Genomic DNA, 14,566 nt, shown 5'->3' with positions numbered 1-14,566 from the left:
CCGCTTCGCTTTCTTTTGCGCGGACTACCGCGCATGACCCGCTCAGCCTGCTCCACCAACTGATTCATCCTTCGTCGGGCACGCAGTGCCGAGACGGATGAATGACTGCCTTACCACTTCGTTTGACGGCGCGACGACACAGTGGGTCCGCGTACCTGTCCGCTCGACGAACAGCGGTGGACACTCCCACGGTCGGGCCCCTCTGAATGACTCAAACGTGGTCACGTCCTAACACCGCTTGCCTCATAGCTGCTTTCTTTGGTTACTTTCTTTGCAGCAGCAAAGAAAGTGACTGCTGCCCCGCACAGGGGCGAAGCTAATAGACCAATATCAAATCAAGTTTCATAGGAGCGCAGGCGCATCAGACGGTTCTGCAACGGCCGAATCCAAGCGCTAGCGACAATCCCTGCCGCCCCGCACAGGGGCGAAGCTAATAGACCGATAACAAAGCAACTTTCACGGGAGCGCAGGCGCATCAGACGGTTCTACAAACCGCCAAAACCAAGCGCCAGCGACATTCCCCGTGTATCAGTTCCATATCAGCAACTCGGCGGGCGTAGGGTTATACGCATTACAAGGATTGTTCAACTGCGGACAGTTCGAAATGAGCACGATCACGTCCATCTCCGCGCGCAGCTCGACATACTTCCCCGGTGCCGAGATACCGTCCTCGAACGTCAGTCCGCCTTCGGCCGTCACCGGCACGTTCATGAAGAAATTCACGTTCGGGCTCAGGTCGCGTTTCGACAAACGCCCGTCGTGCGCGCACGCACGCAGAAAATTGTCGCGGCAGCTGTGCATATAGCGCTTCTCCAGCGCATACCGCACGGCATTGCTCTCCTGCGCGCAGGCGCCGCCAAGCGTGTCATGCCGCCCGCACGTATCCGCGACGATCGTCAGCATCGGATTGCCCAAGTTCGAATACAGCACCGTGCCCGTCGTCAGATAGAGATTCGTCTGCCGCCGCAACGTGCGCTGCGGATCGAAGCGCTCGCGCGGATTCTCGAGACCGTAGAAGAGTGTATCGACGGCCTGATTGCCTTCGATATCCCGAATGCGCAGCGTCTGCCCCGCCTTCAGTTCCTTAAGCCACGGTTCGCCCGCGGCGAGCGTCTCGCGATAGACGGCGTCTTCGGGCTTCCTGTCGCTCGCGGTGAGGAATGTCGTCATGTGCATGTTCTCCGCTCAGAGAAAAAAGCGATCGGTGTTAATGAAGCCACGCACGTTCTCCTCGCACGACGTGCGGCAGATTTCGGCGATCTGGCTGTCGGTCGAGGCGAGCGTGAGCTTGACGGGCTTCGGCGCGTATTCGGGACTCGGGTCGAGCGGATGCTGGATCGCGGTGAGCACGACGAGCGTGTTCATCGGCGCATAAAACTCGACGTAGTCGCCCGCTTTCGAATTGCCCGCGACGAAACTGAGCGCGCCAGCATCGGTGACATCGATGCGGCTGAACAGATTGAGCGTCATCAGCAGGTCGGACAGGCCGAGGTTCCACTTGCCCATCTCGACAAGCATGTTGTCCGCGCCGTTGCGATAGAACCCGTTGCGCAATTCCTGATAGCGGCCCGCGCCGTACTTCTCATTCACCTCATTCGCATTCGACACCCCGCCGATGCTGTCATGCCAGCCGCACGTATCCGCGACGATCGCGGCGAGCACGCGCCCCATGTCCGAATAGAGGCAGTGGCCCACGGTGAGCTTTGCGGTGTGCTGGCATTTCAGCGTGTCGGGCAGGTTCAGGCGTTCGCTCTTCTCCGCGGCGTTGAAGAGCATCAGGCTCACGTTCGCGCCGCCGCGCAGATCGGTGACACGAAGCGTTTGCCCGCGCTTCACGATCAGCGACGCATGGCCGCCGCCGGGTACGGTTTCTTCGAGTAGCAAGTCCATATTTGACCTTTTCAAGCAGGAATCTCGTCCACACGCGTCGCGCCCTCGACCGCGGCACGCGCCACGTGTATCGACGACGCCGCGTCGCGGCTGTGATCGAGCGGAATGTTGTAGGTGATGCGCGCGCCGTATGCGCCGGGCGCGTGCGGATCGACGCGCACCTTGTCGAAGACGAGCACGCGGCTGCCAAGCGTGAAGCCTTCCTTCAGATCGTGCGTGACCATGAAAATCGTCAGACCGGTCTCGCGCCACAGTTTGAGCAGCAGTTCGTGCATGTCCTTCCTGATGCCCGGGTCGAGCGCGCCGAACGGCTCGTCGAGCAGCAGCACGCGCGGCTTCATCACGAGCGCCTGCGCGATCGCGAGCCGCTGCTGCATGCCGCCCGAAAGCTGGTGCGGGTACTTGTCGAGCGCGGCGCCGAGTCCCACGCGCTCCAGCATCGAAACGGCTTCGTCTTGCGCCACGCGGCGGCGCGTGCCGAACAGTCGTCCGGTGAATTTCGCCTGCGGCAACTCGAGCCCGAGCAGCACGTTGCGCATCACGCTCAAGTGCCCGAACACCGAATAGCGCTGGAACACCACGCCGCGATGCGCGTCCGGTTCGCCCGGCAACGGCTCGCCGTCGAGCAGGATTTCGCCGCGCGTCGCGCGTTCCTGCCCGAGCAGAAGGCGCAGAAACGTGGACTTGCCGCAGCCGGACGCCCCGACCATCGAGCAGAATTCGCCTTCCTCCACCTTCAGCGTGAGCCGCTCGAGCACGACCTGGTCGCCGTATTCCTTCCACACGTTGCGGACTTCGATCATTGTGCGCCTCCGCCGTACCAGGGAAATGCCCACTGCGTCACGCGTCGCAGACTTTCGTCGATGAGCCACGCAAGCAGCGTGATCCACGCGACATAAGGCAGGATCACGTCCATCGCGAGATAGCGGCGCACGAGAAAGATGCGGTAGCCGAGGCCATCGACCGACGCGATCGCCTCCGCGGCGATGAGAAAGAGCCACGCCGAACACAGCGCGAGCCGAAGCGCGACGAGCAGTCGCGGCATCAGTTGCGGCACGATCACGCGCAGCATCAGCGTCCAGCTGGTCGCGCCGAGCGTTTGCGCCTTCACCCACAGTTCGTTCGGGATTTCGCGGGCGCGCTGTTGCAGGTCGCGGATCATCATCGGCGTGATGCCGATCACGATCAGCACGACCTTCGACAGTTCATCGAGCCCGAACACGATGAAGAGAATCGGCAGCACCGCGAGCGGCGGGATCATCGAGACGACGGTGATGAACGGCGAGAACGTTGCGGTGACGAGCGGGATGCTGCCCGTCACGATGCCCGCGACGAGCGCAATCACCGCGCTCACCGCGAGCCCGATGCCGAGGCGCTTCAGGCTCGCCGCGGTGTCGGCCCACAGCAGATACTCGCCGGTGCGCTTGTCCTCGGTGAACGCGAACCGGTGGATCGCGTCGCTCATTTGCGCGGCGCTCGGCAGCACCTTGTCGTCGGGATTGTCCTTCAGGCGCAGCGACGAACTGGTGAAATACACCGCAACGAGCACGATGAACGGCATCAGGAGCAGCATCAGCGCGCCGCTTTTGCTGGGGTGTCGGTTGATGAGTCGCATCGTGCGGTCTCGCTGGGTTGGCGTTCAAAAACTCAGAGCTTGCCTTCGGCCGCCATGCGCACGTAGGTCGGGTCGAAGCGCAGCTTCACGTTGCTCTTGCTGCCGACCACGACGCCGTTGTCGAACGCCATGCCGACCGCGTCGGCGCTCGGCGCACCTTGTCCGAGCAGGCCGTGGTCGAAGGAAAACTTCGCGACGCGCGTCATCGTGCGCGGCAGGTTCGGGTTAGTCGCGAAGTCGAGCGCGGCTTTCGGCGTATAGAAGAGAGCGGTGGTGGAGAGCTGGCCCTTGAAGCCTGCGAGATCGGTGCCCGACGCCTTCGCCATCGCGGTCATCGCGGCGGTGCTGTTCGCGCCCGACGCGTTCATCAGCGCAACCATCTCGAACCACGCGCCCGTGAGCGCCTTGCCGAGCGCCGGATTCTCCTGCAGCGTCTTCGTGTTGACGACCATCATGTCCATGATCTCGCCGGGGATCTTGCTGGAATCGAAGACTTCGGTGACGTTCGGCTGCGCCTTCAGGTCCGCGAGCATCGGGTTCCAGGTGACGGCCTGCTTGACGGCGGGCGTGGCGAAAGCGGCGGCAATGTCGGCGTCCGATGTGTTTACCACCTTCAGGTCGCGCTCGCTCAGGCCCGCCGATTCGAGTGCGCGGGCGAGCAGGTAATGCGACACGGAGAACTGCACGAGGTTGATCTGCTGGCCCTTCAGGTCGGTGACCTTCTTGCCTTTGCCCTTGATGAGCACGCCGTCGTTGCCGTTGGAGTAGTCGCTCACGATGAGCGCGGTCGAATCGACGCCGCCCGCCGCGGGAATAGTCAGCGCGTCCATGTTGGTCATCGCGCAGCCGTCGAACTTGCCGGCGGTGTACTGATTGATCGACTCGATGTAGTCGTTCAGCTGCACGACATCCACGTTGATGCCGTACTTCTTCGCCCACTTCGACACGATGCCCTGCGTCTTCGCTTCGCCCCACGGCATCCAGCCCGCGTAGATCGTCCAGCAGACCTTGAAGTCCTGGCGGCCCGCGGCGAACGAGGGCGCCGAGGCGAACGTGGCGAGTGAAATGGCAGCGATGCCGAGCAGGCGGGAGAGTTTGCGCATGAAGGTGACCTCGAAGGGGCGGTTTATCGGCGGCAGGAGCAGCGCGACTCATCGATCGCGTTCTCTCCCGGGCTTTTATCCCGCCGTGTAACCTCGATGCGCCTCTGAGGTCGACAACTCTCGGACCAGCATCCGCGCAAGGCTTGCTTGCGGCGGACCGGAACCCTAGTCGTCCATTTGCAGATTGTGTGTGCTAAACCGGGTCGTGCGCCGGCTCCTTGCACATAGCTATAAGCGATAAGCGTGCCATGCCCGGGCGCCGCGTCTTTCGGGCGTGTGGCCGGGGCCGGATGCACGAAGATGATGCCCTGCGCGCCGGAGGCGGCGCATCGGCGCACGAATCGGGTGCATGGATCGGGTGCGTGAGCGGGTGCATGAGCGGGCAGGAAGTCGCCGATGCGCACGGCTTCCTGCGCGGTCGCGCGTGGGGAGGGTCGTGCATCGACCGCTCATCACGTGCAATCGATGCAGGGAAAGCCTCCGGAAGAAGTCAGGCGGCGCTCAGTGAACCGGCGACGACGCCGGCGCAGGTGCCGAAGCAGCGTTCGCGTCCGTCGAAGCAGGGGCGGACAGGGCAGGCGGAACGGGCGGGACGGGCGGCGCGTCCGGCAAGGCAGCAACGGGCGGCCTGATCGCCGTCGCGGCGGCGGCGGGCGCCTGCACGACGATTGGCGTCGGCGTGAGGTCGGGCGAGTTCAGGATCAGCGAGGGCGCGAGCGCCTGGCTTTTGATGTCGTCGGCGGGGATGGGCGAGCTGCGCGGCACGGTGCGCAGATAGTGGCTCATCAGCGTGAAAAAGCGGTCATAGAACTTGCCCGCCGGAACGGTCTCGCTGGAAATCTTCACCATCGCGTCGCTGTTCGAGCGGATCGGCAGCGACAGCGAGCCGAGCACGCTCAAGCCCACGCTCGCCGATGTGTCGCTCTTTTTGAGCGCGTAGCCGTCCTGCACCGCATTCACGTAGGCGATGCTCGTGTTGGTCGTGTTCTCGCCCGGCGTGCAGACCACATGGAACGACACGACGACGTGCGTTTCCGCCGACGGCTGGAAATTCTTGTTGGCGTCGACGGTATCGGGCTGGACCATCGTCGTCATGAAGCCCTGCGAGAGCAGCGCGCGGCGCGCGGCTTCGCAGGTTTCCTTCGTCGGGGCGTCGAAGTTGTGCGCGAACGGGCTCGGGCCGGTGCTGAACATTTCCTGCTGGTAGCTGGGCGTGGTCGTGGCCTTGCCGCCGCAGGCGGCGAGTGTGACGAGGGGCAGGCAGAGAAAAAGGAACCGGGTGTGCATGAAATGGGGAACGCGAGTGACATCGGCGGGGTAGATTGTAGTGCGGTTGGGGAGTGCGACGTAAAAGCGACGGCCCATCATTGTCGGATGGTCTTCGAGAAACATGGCGGGACATACTTCGGCTAGCGTTTCGGGTCTTGCGTGCGGATCGGCGTCGGGGGCGATACGAGGTCTGACGACTTTCAGTCGTTTTTCTCGGCGCACAAATGTGCGAAGAGGCTGGGCGGGTGATTCAGCGTGCGATGCTTTTACTGTAAACACAGCCCTCAGCAAGCGCAGCTGCCGGATGGGTGACCGGCAAATCATCGGCGCAGTTCCGCCGCACCCTTTCCCGTCCAGCGTTTCAGCGCGCGGCGAAAGTTGGGGTGTCGCTGAAGCCAAGGAGCGCAGCTACATCGTCGGTGCTCAACTTAATCGTCTTCAGATATTCGAGCGCCAGTGACCGGCGCACGTCATCGAGAATGGCCAGAAACCATGTTCCCTCCGCTTCGAGCCGCCGGTCGCAATGCACGGGTAGTCAGATGCATCGCGGCCGCACCGGCATCCATGCCCGGAAATGCACCGAGGGTACTCATGAGACCCTGGTACACATCGCCGGATGCGCCGGCCGACAGCTTCGCCTGCCCGATCAGACGGTCGCATGTTTCCTGAGGCAACGCGGTCATGAGCTCGTAGGAAGCTGTGGCTTCTGGTCGAGGATGATGCTGTCGGAGATGAGTTCGCATTGCTCCTGCTCAAAGAAACACGGGCAGCTGATGTACGCGGAACAGATGCTCGCATGGGCGGGTGCCGGATATGAAAAGCAGGCCTTCAGAGGCGGGCAGCTTCGGCCTGCGACGTCGTCAACGTGGCCTAAAGTTTTAAGATCGTGTGCCGTTAAGAGACATGTGCCTGCTTCGAGCGGCGAGCCTGTGTAATCAGGCGTGTCGTACGAAGGCGGTTGATTGTCGGAATTGCCGAAGCGGCCTCCGCATGATTCAAAACGATAATCTTGGTCTCGGCCATGCAGGATCAGAGCTGTCGATGTGGCGACGGTACATTGGGGTGGATTATCGTCGCATTGATCTCATTATTCGACGCGTCCTGGCTGTACCTGAGCGGTCACTCGGTGATGTGGGCCGGTATCTTCGCCGCGTGCAAGGGTGCGGGCACACTGATTTGTCTTGCCGTGATATTGCGAGCGCTGTCGGGCGTTCGTCGCTATCAGGTGGTGACAACTAGGTTGCGTTACGCCAAGGTGGTGGATATCGCCGCCTGGTGCGCCTTACTTTTATGCTTTGTATCGTCCACTTGCGTCACGTCGTACCTCTGCGTCTCGATCAACGCGCCGCTTATCGATAGCGGGCTGGTCGCATTCGATCGTTCGTTGGGATACGACTGGCTGGCTGCCTATGAATGGGTGCAACGGCATCCGCATGTTCAAAAAATCCTTCAAGTGGCGTACGCCAGCGGTCACTGGCAGTTGCTTGCGCTACCGGTCCTTCTCGGCTTGTTCGGAAGGTGCGAAGCAACCTCTGACTTCTTCTTTCTCCTAGTGCTTGCGAGCACCTATCTCCTGTTGATTTCGACACCTTTTCTTGCGGCAAGCGCGTTCATACATTTCGGCGTCGAAGATCGCAGTGCGATCGCAACCGTATCGGACTTTGCGCTGCTCCGCGATGGATCATTACGAGTATTTGACATAGCAAACGCGCAGGGTCTTGTGTCGATGCCATCCTTCCACACCGCGTTGGCAGTCCTGTTTCCATATTCGTTTCGGCAGCTTCGTTTGCTGTTTCTTGTCGCCCTCCCGCTCAATGCCGTCATGATTTTGTCAAACCCGACGCAGGGCGGCCACTATCTGGTCGACGTCATTACAGGACTACTCCTGTCTGCCCTGACTATCTTGACTTTGAATGCTTTCAGTCGGCGGGGGGCCAACGTTCGGACGTGCTCCGCCAATGCTTCTGCTGGAGTAATTGGAGAAGCCTCTTCCGAACGTCTCCATTAGAAATGGACCGACGTTTCCTTCGGGTCCGATATTCAGAGCGCTTTTCGCTTCACGATTCGGCGCCGATCGTAGGCACGCGCGGTGGTCACCGGGTAGGCGCGCAGGCCGTGGAACGTGAAAAGGTGCGAGTTCACAGTTTTCTCGATCGCTTCCCTCATGAGCCTCTGCCATTTCACCTTGAAACCGGCCTGAGTGTACGCGTTTGAGCATCACGCGACATATCGGGCAGCAAAGAAACGCCTATCCCCTATGTTCATCGGCCGGCGACTGATCCAAGCCATGGCGGCGACCTGGCGGGACGCATGACTCGCGACGACCACCGTTACGTCAATCGGCGCCGCCGCGACATTTAATCGTAATGAATAGAGAACGTCAGAAGAAATCTGGGAAAATACCGCGCTCCGGAAACGAATTGGAAGTCCTCGTCGGTGTTCAACGATGCGGTGTCGGCATTTAACAATGGTCTCGATTTGACCGATTCCGCGTCATCAAGTGTGAAATCGATGCTCGCCAACCCACTCGATTTCCTGGTGGCTCGAGCGACGACGCTGATTCCGGACGTTGTCGCAATGGCCAATACGATTTTCGGCATGTTCACACGCGGCGAGTCGATTATCGAGCAACTCGACGGTCTTCGGCGGCGGAAGGGCATCGTCGCGTAATTGGGATTCGGTGGCTGCGCTCACCGCGCTGAGCCGAACCTTCGGCCAACGCGCAAACGCCGATGCTGCGTCCCTGGCACGACCACAGCGCCGATTAGCCCGAGCCGCGCGCAGGCCGCGACAAATGCAGCGCCGATCAATCACCTGTTCAGCCAGGCGCAGGGCGGCTGGAAGTCGGTCGAGATCGCCGTCGGCATCGAGCGGTAGGCGCGCGATACCTCTTGTTGAGCGTCACTCACTAGTAGCCGGGACAGACGGACAACCCGGGGCACGTCCGCCAGGGCGATGAGTGCGAGGCACCAATCGGCCGGGACGCGTGCTGACGGGGGCACCGTGGTGCTGGCGAACGCGTCCTCGAAGATGCGGTCGTTGCAGTTGAAGCCGGTGCGGAAGCCGTGACCGGGTTTCTTGATCCCGACCGCTCACACGGCATCACGGTCGTGGTCGCGCATCGCGGTTACCGGTGTTGTCGAGCCTTGAAGAGGGCGACGTCGCGGTGCATGACGACAAAGGGCAGGCGATCGCGTTTGGCGCGGACGGCATCACGATCACAGGAGAATTCAAGGTGATCGGCTCCGTTCGGCGACGGAGAGCAACAATGACCAAGGCAGCTTGACCATGACCGGTGACGCCAGCATCAGCGGCGACGCTACGACCTGAAGTAAGTCATTTCCGAATCACACGAACGGCGGCGCGCACGTTGACTGACTACATTCAGCCTTCATCGAGTGCTATGCCTCCGATGGCCTCTACATGTCGCTCGGCCGCAAGCTTCGCTTGCTTCAGAGTTGTCTCATATGACCGGTATGGGCGATCTTGGCTGTCGGTGTAATGCTCGCCGTTGATCTTGTACGCCCATTGCCAGTTGCCTTGGCCATCGTCAGTCATTTCGATTTCGATTTTCTTGCCGTTGTAGCTGAAGGATTCGGTAGGCATGGCAATCTCCGAGGTGACCGTAAAGGGATCCTAGCACGAGCGAAATTCTCAGCCGATGCGACGATCCTCCAATCCGTCGTAGTCGAGCTTCGCGGTCTCACAGGATATGAAAGGCGTTTCCCCGGAGAACAAACGTAGGCCGAATCCGGGCGGATTTCTTATTTGGGACGCCCCATGCCAAGTTACGTGCAGGACGTGCCGCTCTACATCGACGGCGTCGAGTCTTCGCTGATCGCCGATACCGACACGCTGGCCAACCGGCGTACGCCAAACCATATCGTCGCCGGTTGTTCGACTCAGCCTTGCATCGACGACCACAGTCTAGCTTATCGGGCTCGCAACATTTGACGCGAGCGCGACGGCGTGCGATGGCGTTATCCGCGCACGTCGGGTGCGGGAACCGGCACCACGTGACCACATCGCTCCAAGCTCGAAGTTGATCCGAGGGTGTCTTACAGACACAGGGCTAATCAAATAAAGTGCTCCGACACAATCGACCAGCGCGTATTCGGCCGCCTCGAGGAAATTCGCACCCGCTGAAATGCAGGTTCCAGCCGATGAGACGATTCCTTTAACCAACCCGCCAAACTCGTTCCCTATGGCATTTTGCGACGGCGAGTTTTTTCTCTTCATGAATATGAGGGAGAAAAATAATCGGATTTGCCATTGTGATTCCCTTTAATAGGCTGATGTTTTTTATCAGGGCGGAGTGTTCAAGATTCTGCCTGTCAAAGGTGTTCGTCCGAATGAGCGTTCCCTCATTCGGGCAGTGAAGGGCGCGGAAGTGGGTAACGGTCGGCCATTTTCTTCGGGGCTAGCCAAGCGAATGATTCAATTTGATCTGCGACGAACGTGCATTGAACGGCGGCCGGGTCGTCTACGCTATAAACTTTGAAAAGCGCTGAGCCGTACGGGGTGTCCAACTTCCGCTTATAGGTCGCCTGCACCACCACTCGCGTCCCGCGGTAAGCCGACTTTGGAATCGAATATGTCAGCGCGGGCGCGTCGGCCGGATACGTGGCGACCATCCTCTCCTTGCAGACTTGGCCATTTTTATATGCGGTAGTACAGCCCGCAAAGGCGACACCAGCCGTCAAAAGGAGGGCAAGAAGTACGCGCGTTTTCATATATTGTTCCAGATCATTACACGCGCGAGAGTCTACCGGAATCCAAGGCCTATTTCAGTCTCTAGACGGTGTTCCGTGCGACCCCATCTTTCCTGCGCTCGACGCCTCGTCATCGGCGCCGGTTGCGCGGATCCAGAGCGCACCGAACTCAGCTCGCGCAACCGCTTGCACTCCCAGTGCTCACAGCGCGCATACGACGTCCCCTCCAAGTTCCCCGCCCCAATGTCCGCACTCGAGCGGGCGTGCGTACGACGAGCGATGCTGCGAAATAGTCGTTCTGGCCATAAGTCGCTGTTTTAAAAGTAACTTTCCGGCCTCGTTTGCGACCGGACGCAGGTCGGGAGTTCGAGCGCAAGCGAAGCAAAGGTTCAGATTTAAGTGAAGCCCGCCAATCGATGTCGCGCCCAAACCCAATCCCTTCTTGAAATTGTGAGATCCGGTCCATATAATTGGCACTCACTGCACGAGAGTGCTAACAAGTTTGCCGTCTGCCCCGGCAACGCCGGAGCGGACGGGTTTGCCCCGTGTTTCTACAGTCTCATTCAAGAGAGGAGTGTGTATGAACCTTCGTCCTTTGCACGATCGCGTCATCGTCAAACGTCTGGATCAGGAAACCAAGACTGCCTCGGGCCTCATCATCCCCGACGCCGCAGCCGAAAAGCCGGATCAGGGCGAAATCCTGGCCGTCGGCCCGGGCAAGCGCGATGACAAGGGTACGCAGAACGCCCTCGACGTCAAAGTGGGCGACCGCGTGCTGTTCGGTAAGTACGCTGGCCAGACCGTCAAGGTCGACGGGCAGGAACTGCTCGTGATGCGCGAAGAAGACATCATGGCCGTTCTGGTCAAGTAACAACGCTATTAGTCCGTTCGGCCGCGCGCAACGAGGCGATCGACACGCTCTCGCTTCGGCGCTCCCGGCCCGAAAAAACTGAAACGAATCAAGGAGTTTGGATATGGCAGCTAAAGAAGTCGTATTTGGCGATTCCGCACGCGCGAAGATGGTCGAAGGCGTGAACATCCTGGCTAACGCAGTCAAGGTCACGCTGGGTCCGAAGGGCCGCAATGTCGTGCTCGAGCGCAGCTTCGGCGGCCCGACGGTCACGAAGGACGGTGTTTCGGTCGCGAAGGAAATCGAACTGAAAGACAAGCTCCAGAACATGGGCGCGCAAATGGTCAAGGAAGTGGCTTCCAAGACCAGCGACAACGCCGGCGACGGCACGACGACGGCTACGGTTCTGGCCCAGTCGATCGTTCGCGAAGGCATGAAGTACGTCGCGTCGGGCATGAACCCGATGGACCTGAAGCGCGGCATCGACAAGGCTGTCACGGCCGCCATCGAAGAACTGCGCAAGATCAGCAAGCCGTGCACGACGAACAAGGAAATCGCCCAAGTCGGCGCGATTTCGGCGAACAGCGATTCGTCGATCGGCGACCGCATCGCCGAAGCCATGGACAAGGTCGGCAAGGAAGGCGTGATCACGGTTGAAGACGGCAAGTCGCTGGAAGACGAGCTGGACGTCGTGGAAGGCATGCAGTTCGACCGCGGCTACCTGTCGCCGTACTTCATCAACAATCCGGACAAGCAAGTCGCGCTGCTCGAAAACCCGTTCGTGCTGCTGCACGACAAGAAGATCTCGAACATCCGCGATCTGCTGCCGGTGCTGGAACAAGTGGCAAAGGCAGGTCGTCCGCTGCTGATCATCGCCGAAGACGTCGAAGGCGAAGCGCTGGCTACGCTGGTTGTGAACAACATCCGCGGCATCCTGAAGACGGTTGCCGTGAAGGCTCCGGGCTTCGGCGACCGTCGCAAGGCGATGCTCGAAGACATTGCGATCCTGACGGGTGGCCAGGTGATCGCCGAAGAAACCGGCCTCACGCTGGAAAAGGCGACGCTGGCTGAGCTGGGCCAGGCGAAGCGCATCGAAGTGGGCAAGGAAAACACGACGATCATCGACGGCGCAGGCGAAGCCGGCAACATCGAAGCGCGCGTGAAGCAGGTTCGCACGCAAATCGAAGAAGCGACCTCGGACTACGACCGTGAAAAGCTGCAGGAACGCGTGGCGAAGCTGGCCGGCGGCGTGGCAGTGATCAAGGTTGGCGCTGCGACCGAAGTCGAAATGAAGGAAAAGAAGGCACGTGTCGAAGACGCACTGCACGCAACGCGCGCAGCTGTGGAAGAAGGCATCGTGGCAGGCGGCGGCGTTGCGCTGATCCGCGCTCGCCGTGCGATCGACGGCCTGAAGGGTGCGAACCCCGATCAGGACGCAGGCATCAAGATCGTGCTGCGCGCGATGGAAGAGCCGCTGCGCCAGATCGTCACGAACGGCGGCGAAGAAGCCAGCGTCGTGGTGGCGGCAGTTGCAGCCGGTACGGGCAACTACGGCTACAACGCGGCAACCGGCGAGTACGGTGACCTGGTGGAAGCCGGTGTCGTCGACCCGACGAAGGTGACGCGCACGGCGCTGCAAAACGCGGCATCGGTGGCAGGCTTGCTGCTGACGACGGATGCGGCTGTGGCCGAACTGCCGAAGGAAGATGCTCCGATGGGCGGCGGTATGCCCGGCGGCATGGGCGGCATGGGCATGGACATGTAATTTCGGCTCGCGCCGGCATTGCATGGACCGCACGGGTTTCGCGAGAAACCCGTGCCAGCCGAAAAAAACCCGCAGTTCATTTGAACTGCGGGTTTTTTTCATGCGCGTCCGGTTTGTTTGCGGACCTATTTCGCCTGCGAGCGCATTTGCTCGGCGACCGCCTTGTAGTCGTAGGTCGGATAAAACTCCGTGTGATAGCCGCCCCACGCGGTGTTCTCGATCGCGCGGTTCACCTCGCGCAACCGCTCGGCCGGCACGCGCAGCGTGACCACCTGGCCGATTCCCATCATCACGTACCACGAGACCACCTGCACGCCGGGCGGCGGAAACGCCTTGAAGAACCCCTGTTCCTTCAACTGTTCATTGATCTTGGGCAGCGTCTTCGACTGATCGTGCTTCAGGAAGATCGTGAGGAGAAACGTGCCGTCGCCGGCGGGCGTCGCCCCGGGCGGGGGTGCCGCCGGGTCCGTTTGAGCCATCGCGGATGCCGCGGCGCACAGCATCGCGGCGACACTCAAACCTGCTATCCACCTGCGCATCGATTTTTCTCCTTGTGACGGATCGGCGTTATCGGTGATGCAGCCGCAATCGCTCCATCAGATGCAGCGCATTCGGCTGGGCGGCGCCTTCAGCGGTGTTGTCGAAGATGCACCAGACTTCCGGCGTCTTGCGCGAGCGCTGGTGCAGCGTGTGCGCGAGATCGTCGAGATAGGTGTAATCGTACGACGATTTGTACAGATCCGGCGAGCCGTGCAGCCGCACATAGATCAGCGAGGCATCCGCGCGATGCGTGATCTCGCAGTCGTCGGGAATCGGGTCGGCGTCGACGTAGGCGACATGATTTGCCTTGAGGAGCGACGCCGCCTGCGTCGTGAACCAGCCTGGATGCCGCGCCTCGCAAGCCACCGGCAGTTTCGTGCGCGCGCGCAACGCCTCGAAGAACGCTTCTGCCACGTCTGTCTCGAACGGCAGGCTCGGCGGCAGTTGCACGAGCCAGCAGCCAAGCTTGTCGCCGAGTTCGCCCGCCTTGCCAAAGAAGTCGTCGATCAGCGCCTCGCAGCCGACGAGCCGCGCGTCATGCGTGATCGCTTTCGGCAGCTTGACCGAAAAGCGGAACGACGCCGGCACGCTTTGCGCCCAGTTCGCGTAGGTTTGCGCGCGATGCGGCTTGTAGAAGCTGGAATTGACTTCGACGCAGGTGAGCACCTGCGCATAGCGTTCGAGATGCGAGCCTTCTTCCGGAAAGTGGCTCGCCACCGCGCTCGACAGCCCCCAGCCCGCGCAGCCAACCCGGATCGCACCGTGCGGGCCGGCCTTGTGGAGATGGGGCAGTCGATACGGCATGCGTCTTCGCGCCCCGGC

16 protein-coding genes, 1 pseudogene and 1 riboswitch are annotated in these 14,566 nt (G+C 61.0%); of the genes and pseudogenes, 6 read left to right on the top strand and 11 right to left on the bottom strand.

The genetic code is table 11. The features are described from left to right. Positions 1 to 528: 528 nt before the first annotated feature. The 7 genes and pseudogenes from BG61_RS26080 to BG61_RS41375 all read right to left on the bottom strand — a co-directional run. The gene (locus BG61_RS26080; RefSeq protein ID WP_035942441.1) at positions 529 to 1,170 is read right to left on the bottom strand and encodes an urea amidolyase associated protein UAAP2; all 642 of its coding nucleotides are present in this window, start codon (positions 1,168 to 1,170) and stop codon (positions 529 to 531) included. A gap of 15 nt (positions 1,171 to 1,185) precedes the next feature. Then, complete coding sequence (locus tag BG61_RS26075; protein WP_035942439.1) at positions 1,186 to 1,890, bottom strand: urea amidolyase associated protein UAAP1; 705 nt, start codon at positions 1,888 to 1,890, stop codon at positions 1,186 to 1,188. An 11-nt stretch (positions 1,891 to 1,901) separates the two neighbouring features. Continuing rightward, positions 1,902 to 2,693, bottom strand: coding sequence for an ABC transporter ATP-binding protein (locus tag BG61_RS26070; RefSeq protein WP_035942438.1), 792 nt, complete (start codon positions 2,691 to 2,693; stop codon positions 1,902 to 1,904). Beyond that, the gene (locus BG61_RS26065) at positions 2,690 to 3,505 is read right to left on the bottom strand and encodes an ABC transporter permease (RefSeq protein WP_035942436.1); all 816 of its coding nucleotides are present in this window, start codon (positions 3,503 to 3,505) and stop codon (positions 2,690 to 2,692) included. Before BG61_RS26065 ends, BG61_RS26070 begins: the two co-directional genes overlap by 4 nt. 32 nt (positions 3,506 to 3,537) lie before the next feature. Then, the gene (locus BG61_RS26060; protein ID WP_035942434.1) at positions 3,538 to 4,608 is read right to left on the bottom strand and encodes a putative urea ABC transporter substrate-binding protein; all 1,071 of its coding nucleotides are present in this window, start codon (positions 4,606 to 4,608) and stop codon (positions 3,538 to 3,540) included. A gap of 62 nt (positions 4,609 to 4,670) precedes the next feature. Then, positions 4,671 to 4,788: riboswitch (guanidine-I (ykkC/yxkD leader) on the bottom strand. Between the two features lie 321 nt (positions 4,789 to 5,109). Beyond that, positions 5,110 to 5,895 (bottom strand): DUF2242 domain-containing protein, encoded by a 786-nt coding sequence (locus BG61_RS26055; RefSeq protein ID WP_035942466.1) that lies wholly within the window; start codon positions 5,893 to 5,895, stop codon positions 5,110 to 5,112. 302 nt (positions 5,896 to 6,197) lie between these two features. Further along, positions 6,198 to 6,745: pseudogene (locus tag BG61_RS41375) on the bottom strand (helix-turn-helix domain-containing protein); the annotation flags it as partial. 153 nt (positions 6,746 to 6,898) lie between these two features. Here BG61_RS41375 and BG61_RS26045 point away from each other — a divergent pair. Continuing rightward, positions 6,899 to 7,885 carry a phosphatase PAP2 family protein gene (locus tag BG61_RS26045; protein WP_051672790.1) on the top strand — a complete coding sequence of 329 codons (987 nt, stop codon included), beginning with the start codon at positions 6,899 to 6,901 and terminating at the stop codon, positions 7,883 to 7,885. 32 nt (positions 7,886 to 7,917) lie between these two features. Here BG61_RS26045 and BG61_RS44675 read toward each other — a convergent pair whose 3' ends face one another. Further along, positions 7,918 to 8,043: a hypothetical protein gene (locus BG61_RS44675; RefSeq protein ID WP_267908545.1), complete on the bottom strand. Its 126-nt coding sequence runs from the start codon at positions 8,041 to 8,043 to the stop codon at positions 7,918 to 7,920. Positions 8,044 to 8,313: 270 nt separating this feature from the next. Here BG61_RS44675 and BG61_RS26035 point away from each other — a divergent pair, with 270 nt between their 5' ends. Together BG61_RS26035 and BG61_RS42925 are read left to right on the top strand one after the other, a co-directional pair. After that, complete coding sequence (locus tag BG61_RS26035) at positions 8,314 to 8,547, top strand: hypothetical protein (RefSeq protein ID WP_035942432.1); 234 nt, start codon at positions 8,314 to 8,316, stop codon at positions 8,545 to 8,547. Between the two features lie 466 nt (positions 8,548 to 9,013). Continuing rightward, positions 9,014 to 9,163 carry a hypothetical protein gene (locus tag BG61_RS42925; RefSeq protein ID WP_161783702.1) on the top strand — a complete coding sequence of 50 codons (150 nt, stop codon included), beginning with the start codon at positions 9,014 to 9,016 and terminating at the stop codon, positions 9,161 to 9,163. A gap of 98 nt (positions 9,164 to 9,261) precedes the next feature. Here the strand turns inward: BG61_RS42925 and BG61_RS26030 are convergent, their stop codons facing one another. Next, the gene (locus BG61_RS26030; protein ID WP_035942430.1) at positions 9,262 to 9,483 is read right to left on the bottom strand and encodes a hypothetical protein; all 222 of its coding nucleotides are present in this window, start codon (positions 9,481 to 9,483) and stop codon (positions 9,262 to 9,264) included. 174 nt (positions 9,484 to 9,657) lie between these two features. Between BG61_RS26030 and BG61_RS42920 the strand changes: the two genes are divergently transcribed. From BG61_RS42920 to groL, 3 genes are all read left to right on the top strand, one after another. Then, the gene (locus BG61_RS42920; RefSeq protein ID WP_161783701.1) at positions 9,658 to 9,831 is read left to right on the top strand and encodes a hypothetical protein; all 174 of its coding nucleotides are present in this window, start codon (positions 9,658 to 9,660) and stop codon (positions 9,829 to 9,831) included. A 1,338-nt stretch (positions 9,832 to 11,169) separates the two neighbouring features. After that, entirely contained in the window at positions 11,170 to 11,460 is a 291-nt protein-coding gene (locus BG61_RS26020; RefSeq protein WP_025527889.1) for a co-chaperone GroES, read from the top strand. Positions 11,461 to 11,563: 103 nt separating this feature from the next. Further along, positions 11,564 to 13,204: a chaperonin GroEL gene (groL, locus tag BG61_RS26015; protein ID WP_035942427.1), complete on the top strand. Its 1,641-nt coding sequence runs from the start codon at positions 11,564 to 11,566 to the stop codon at positions 13,202 to 13,204. 125 nt (positions 13,205 to 13,329) lie between these two features. Here groL and BG61_RS26010 read toward each other — a convergent pair whose 3' ends face one another. Both BG61_RS26010 and BG61_RS26005 read right to left on the bottom strand, forming a co-directional pair. Beyond that, positions 13,330 to 13,743 (bottom strand): hypothetical protein, encoded by a 414-nt coding sequence (locus BG61_RS26010; RefSeq protein WP_035942425.1) that lies wholly within the window; start codon positions 13,741 to 13,743, stop codon positions 13,330 to 13,332. Positions 13,744 to 13,771: 28 nt separating this feature from the next. Next, on the bottom strand, positions 13,772 to 14,548 hold the full coding sequence (locus BG61_RS26005) for a DUF72 domain-containing protein (protein WP_035942423.1): 777 nt from the start codon (positions 14,546 to 14,548) through the stop codon (positions 13,772 to 13,774). Between the last annotated feature and the right edge of the window lie 18 nt (positions 14,549 to 14,566).

This window comes from Caballeronia glathei (genome assembly GCF_000698595.1).
GTDB classification, from domain to species: Bacteria; Pseudomonadota; Gammaproteobacteria; order Burkholderiales; family Burkholderiaceae; genus Caballeronia; species Caballeronia glathei.
This window is presented reverse-complemented; position numbering and strand designations above follow the sequence as displayed.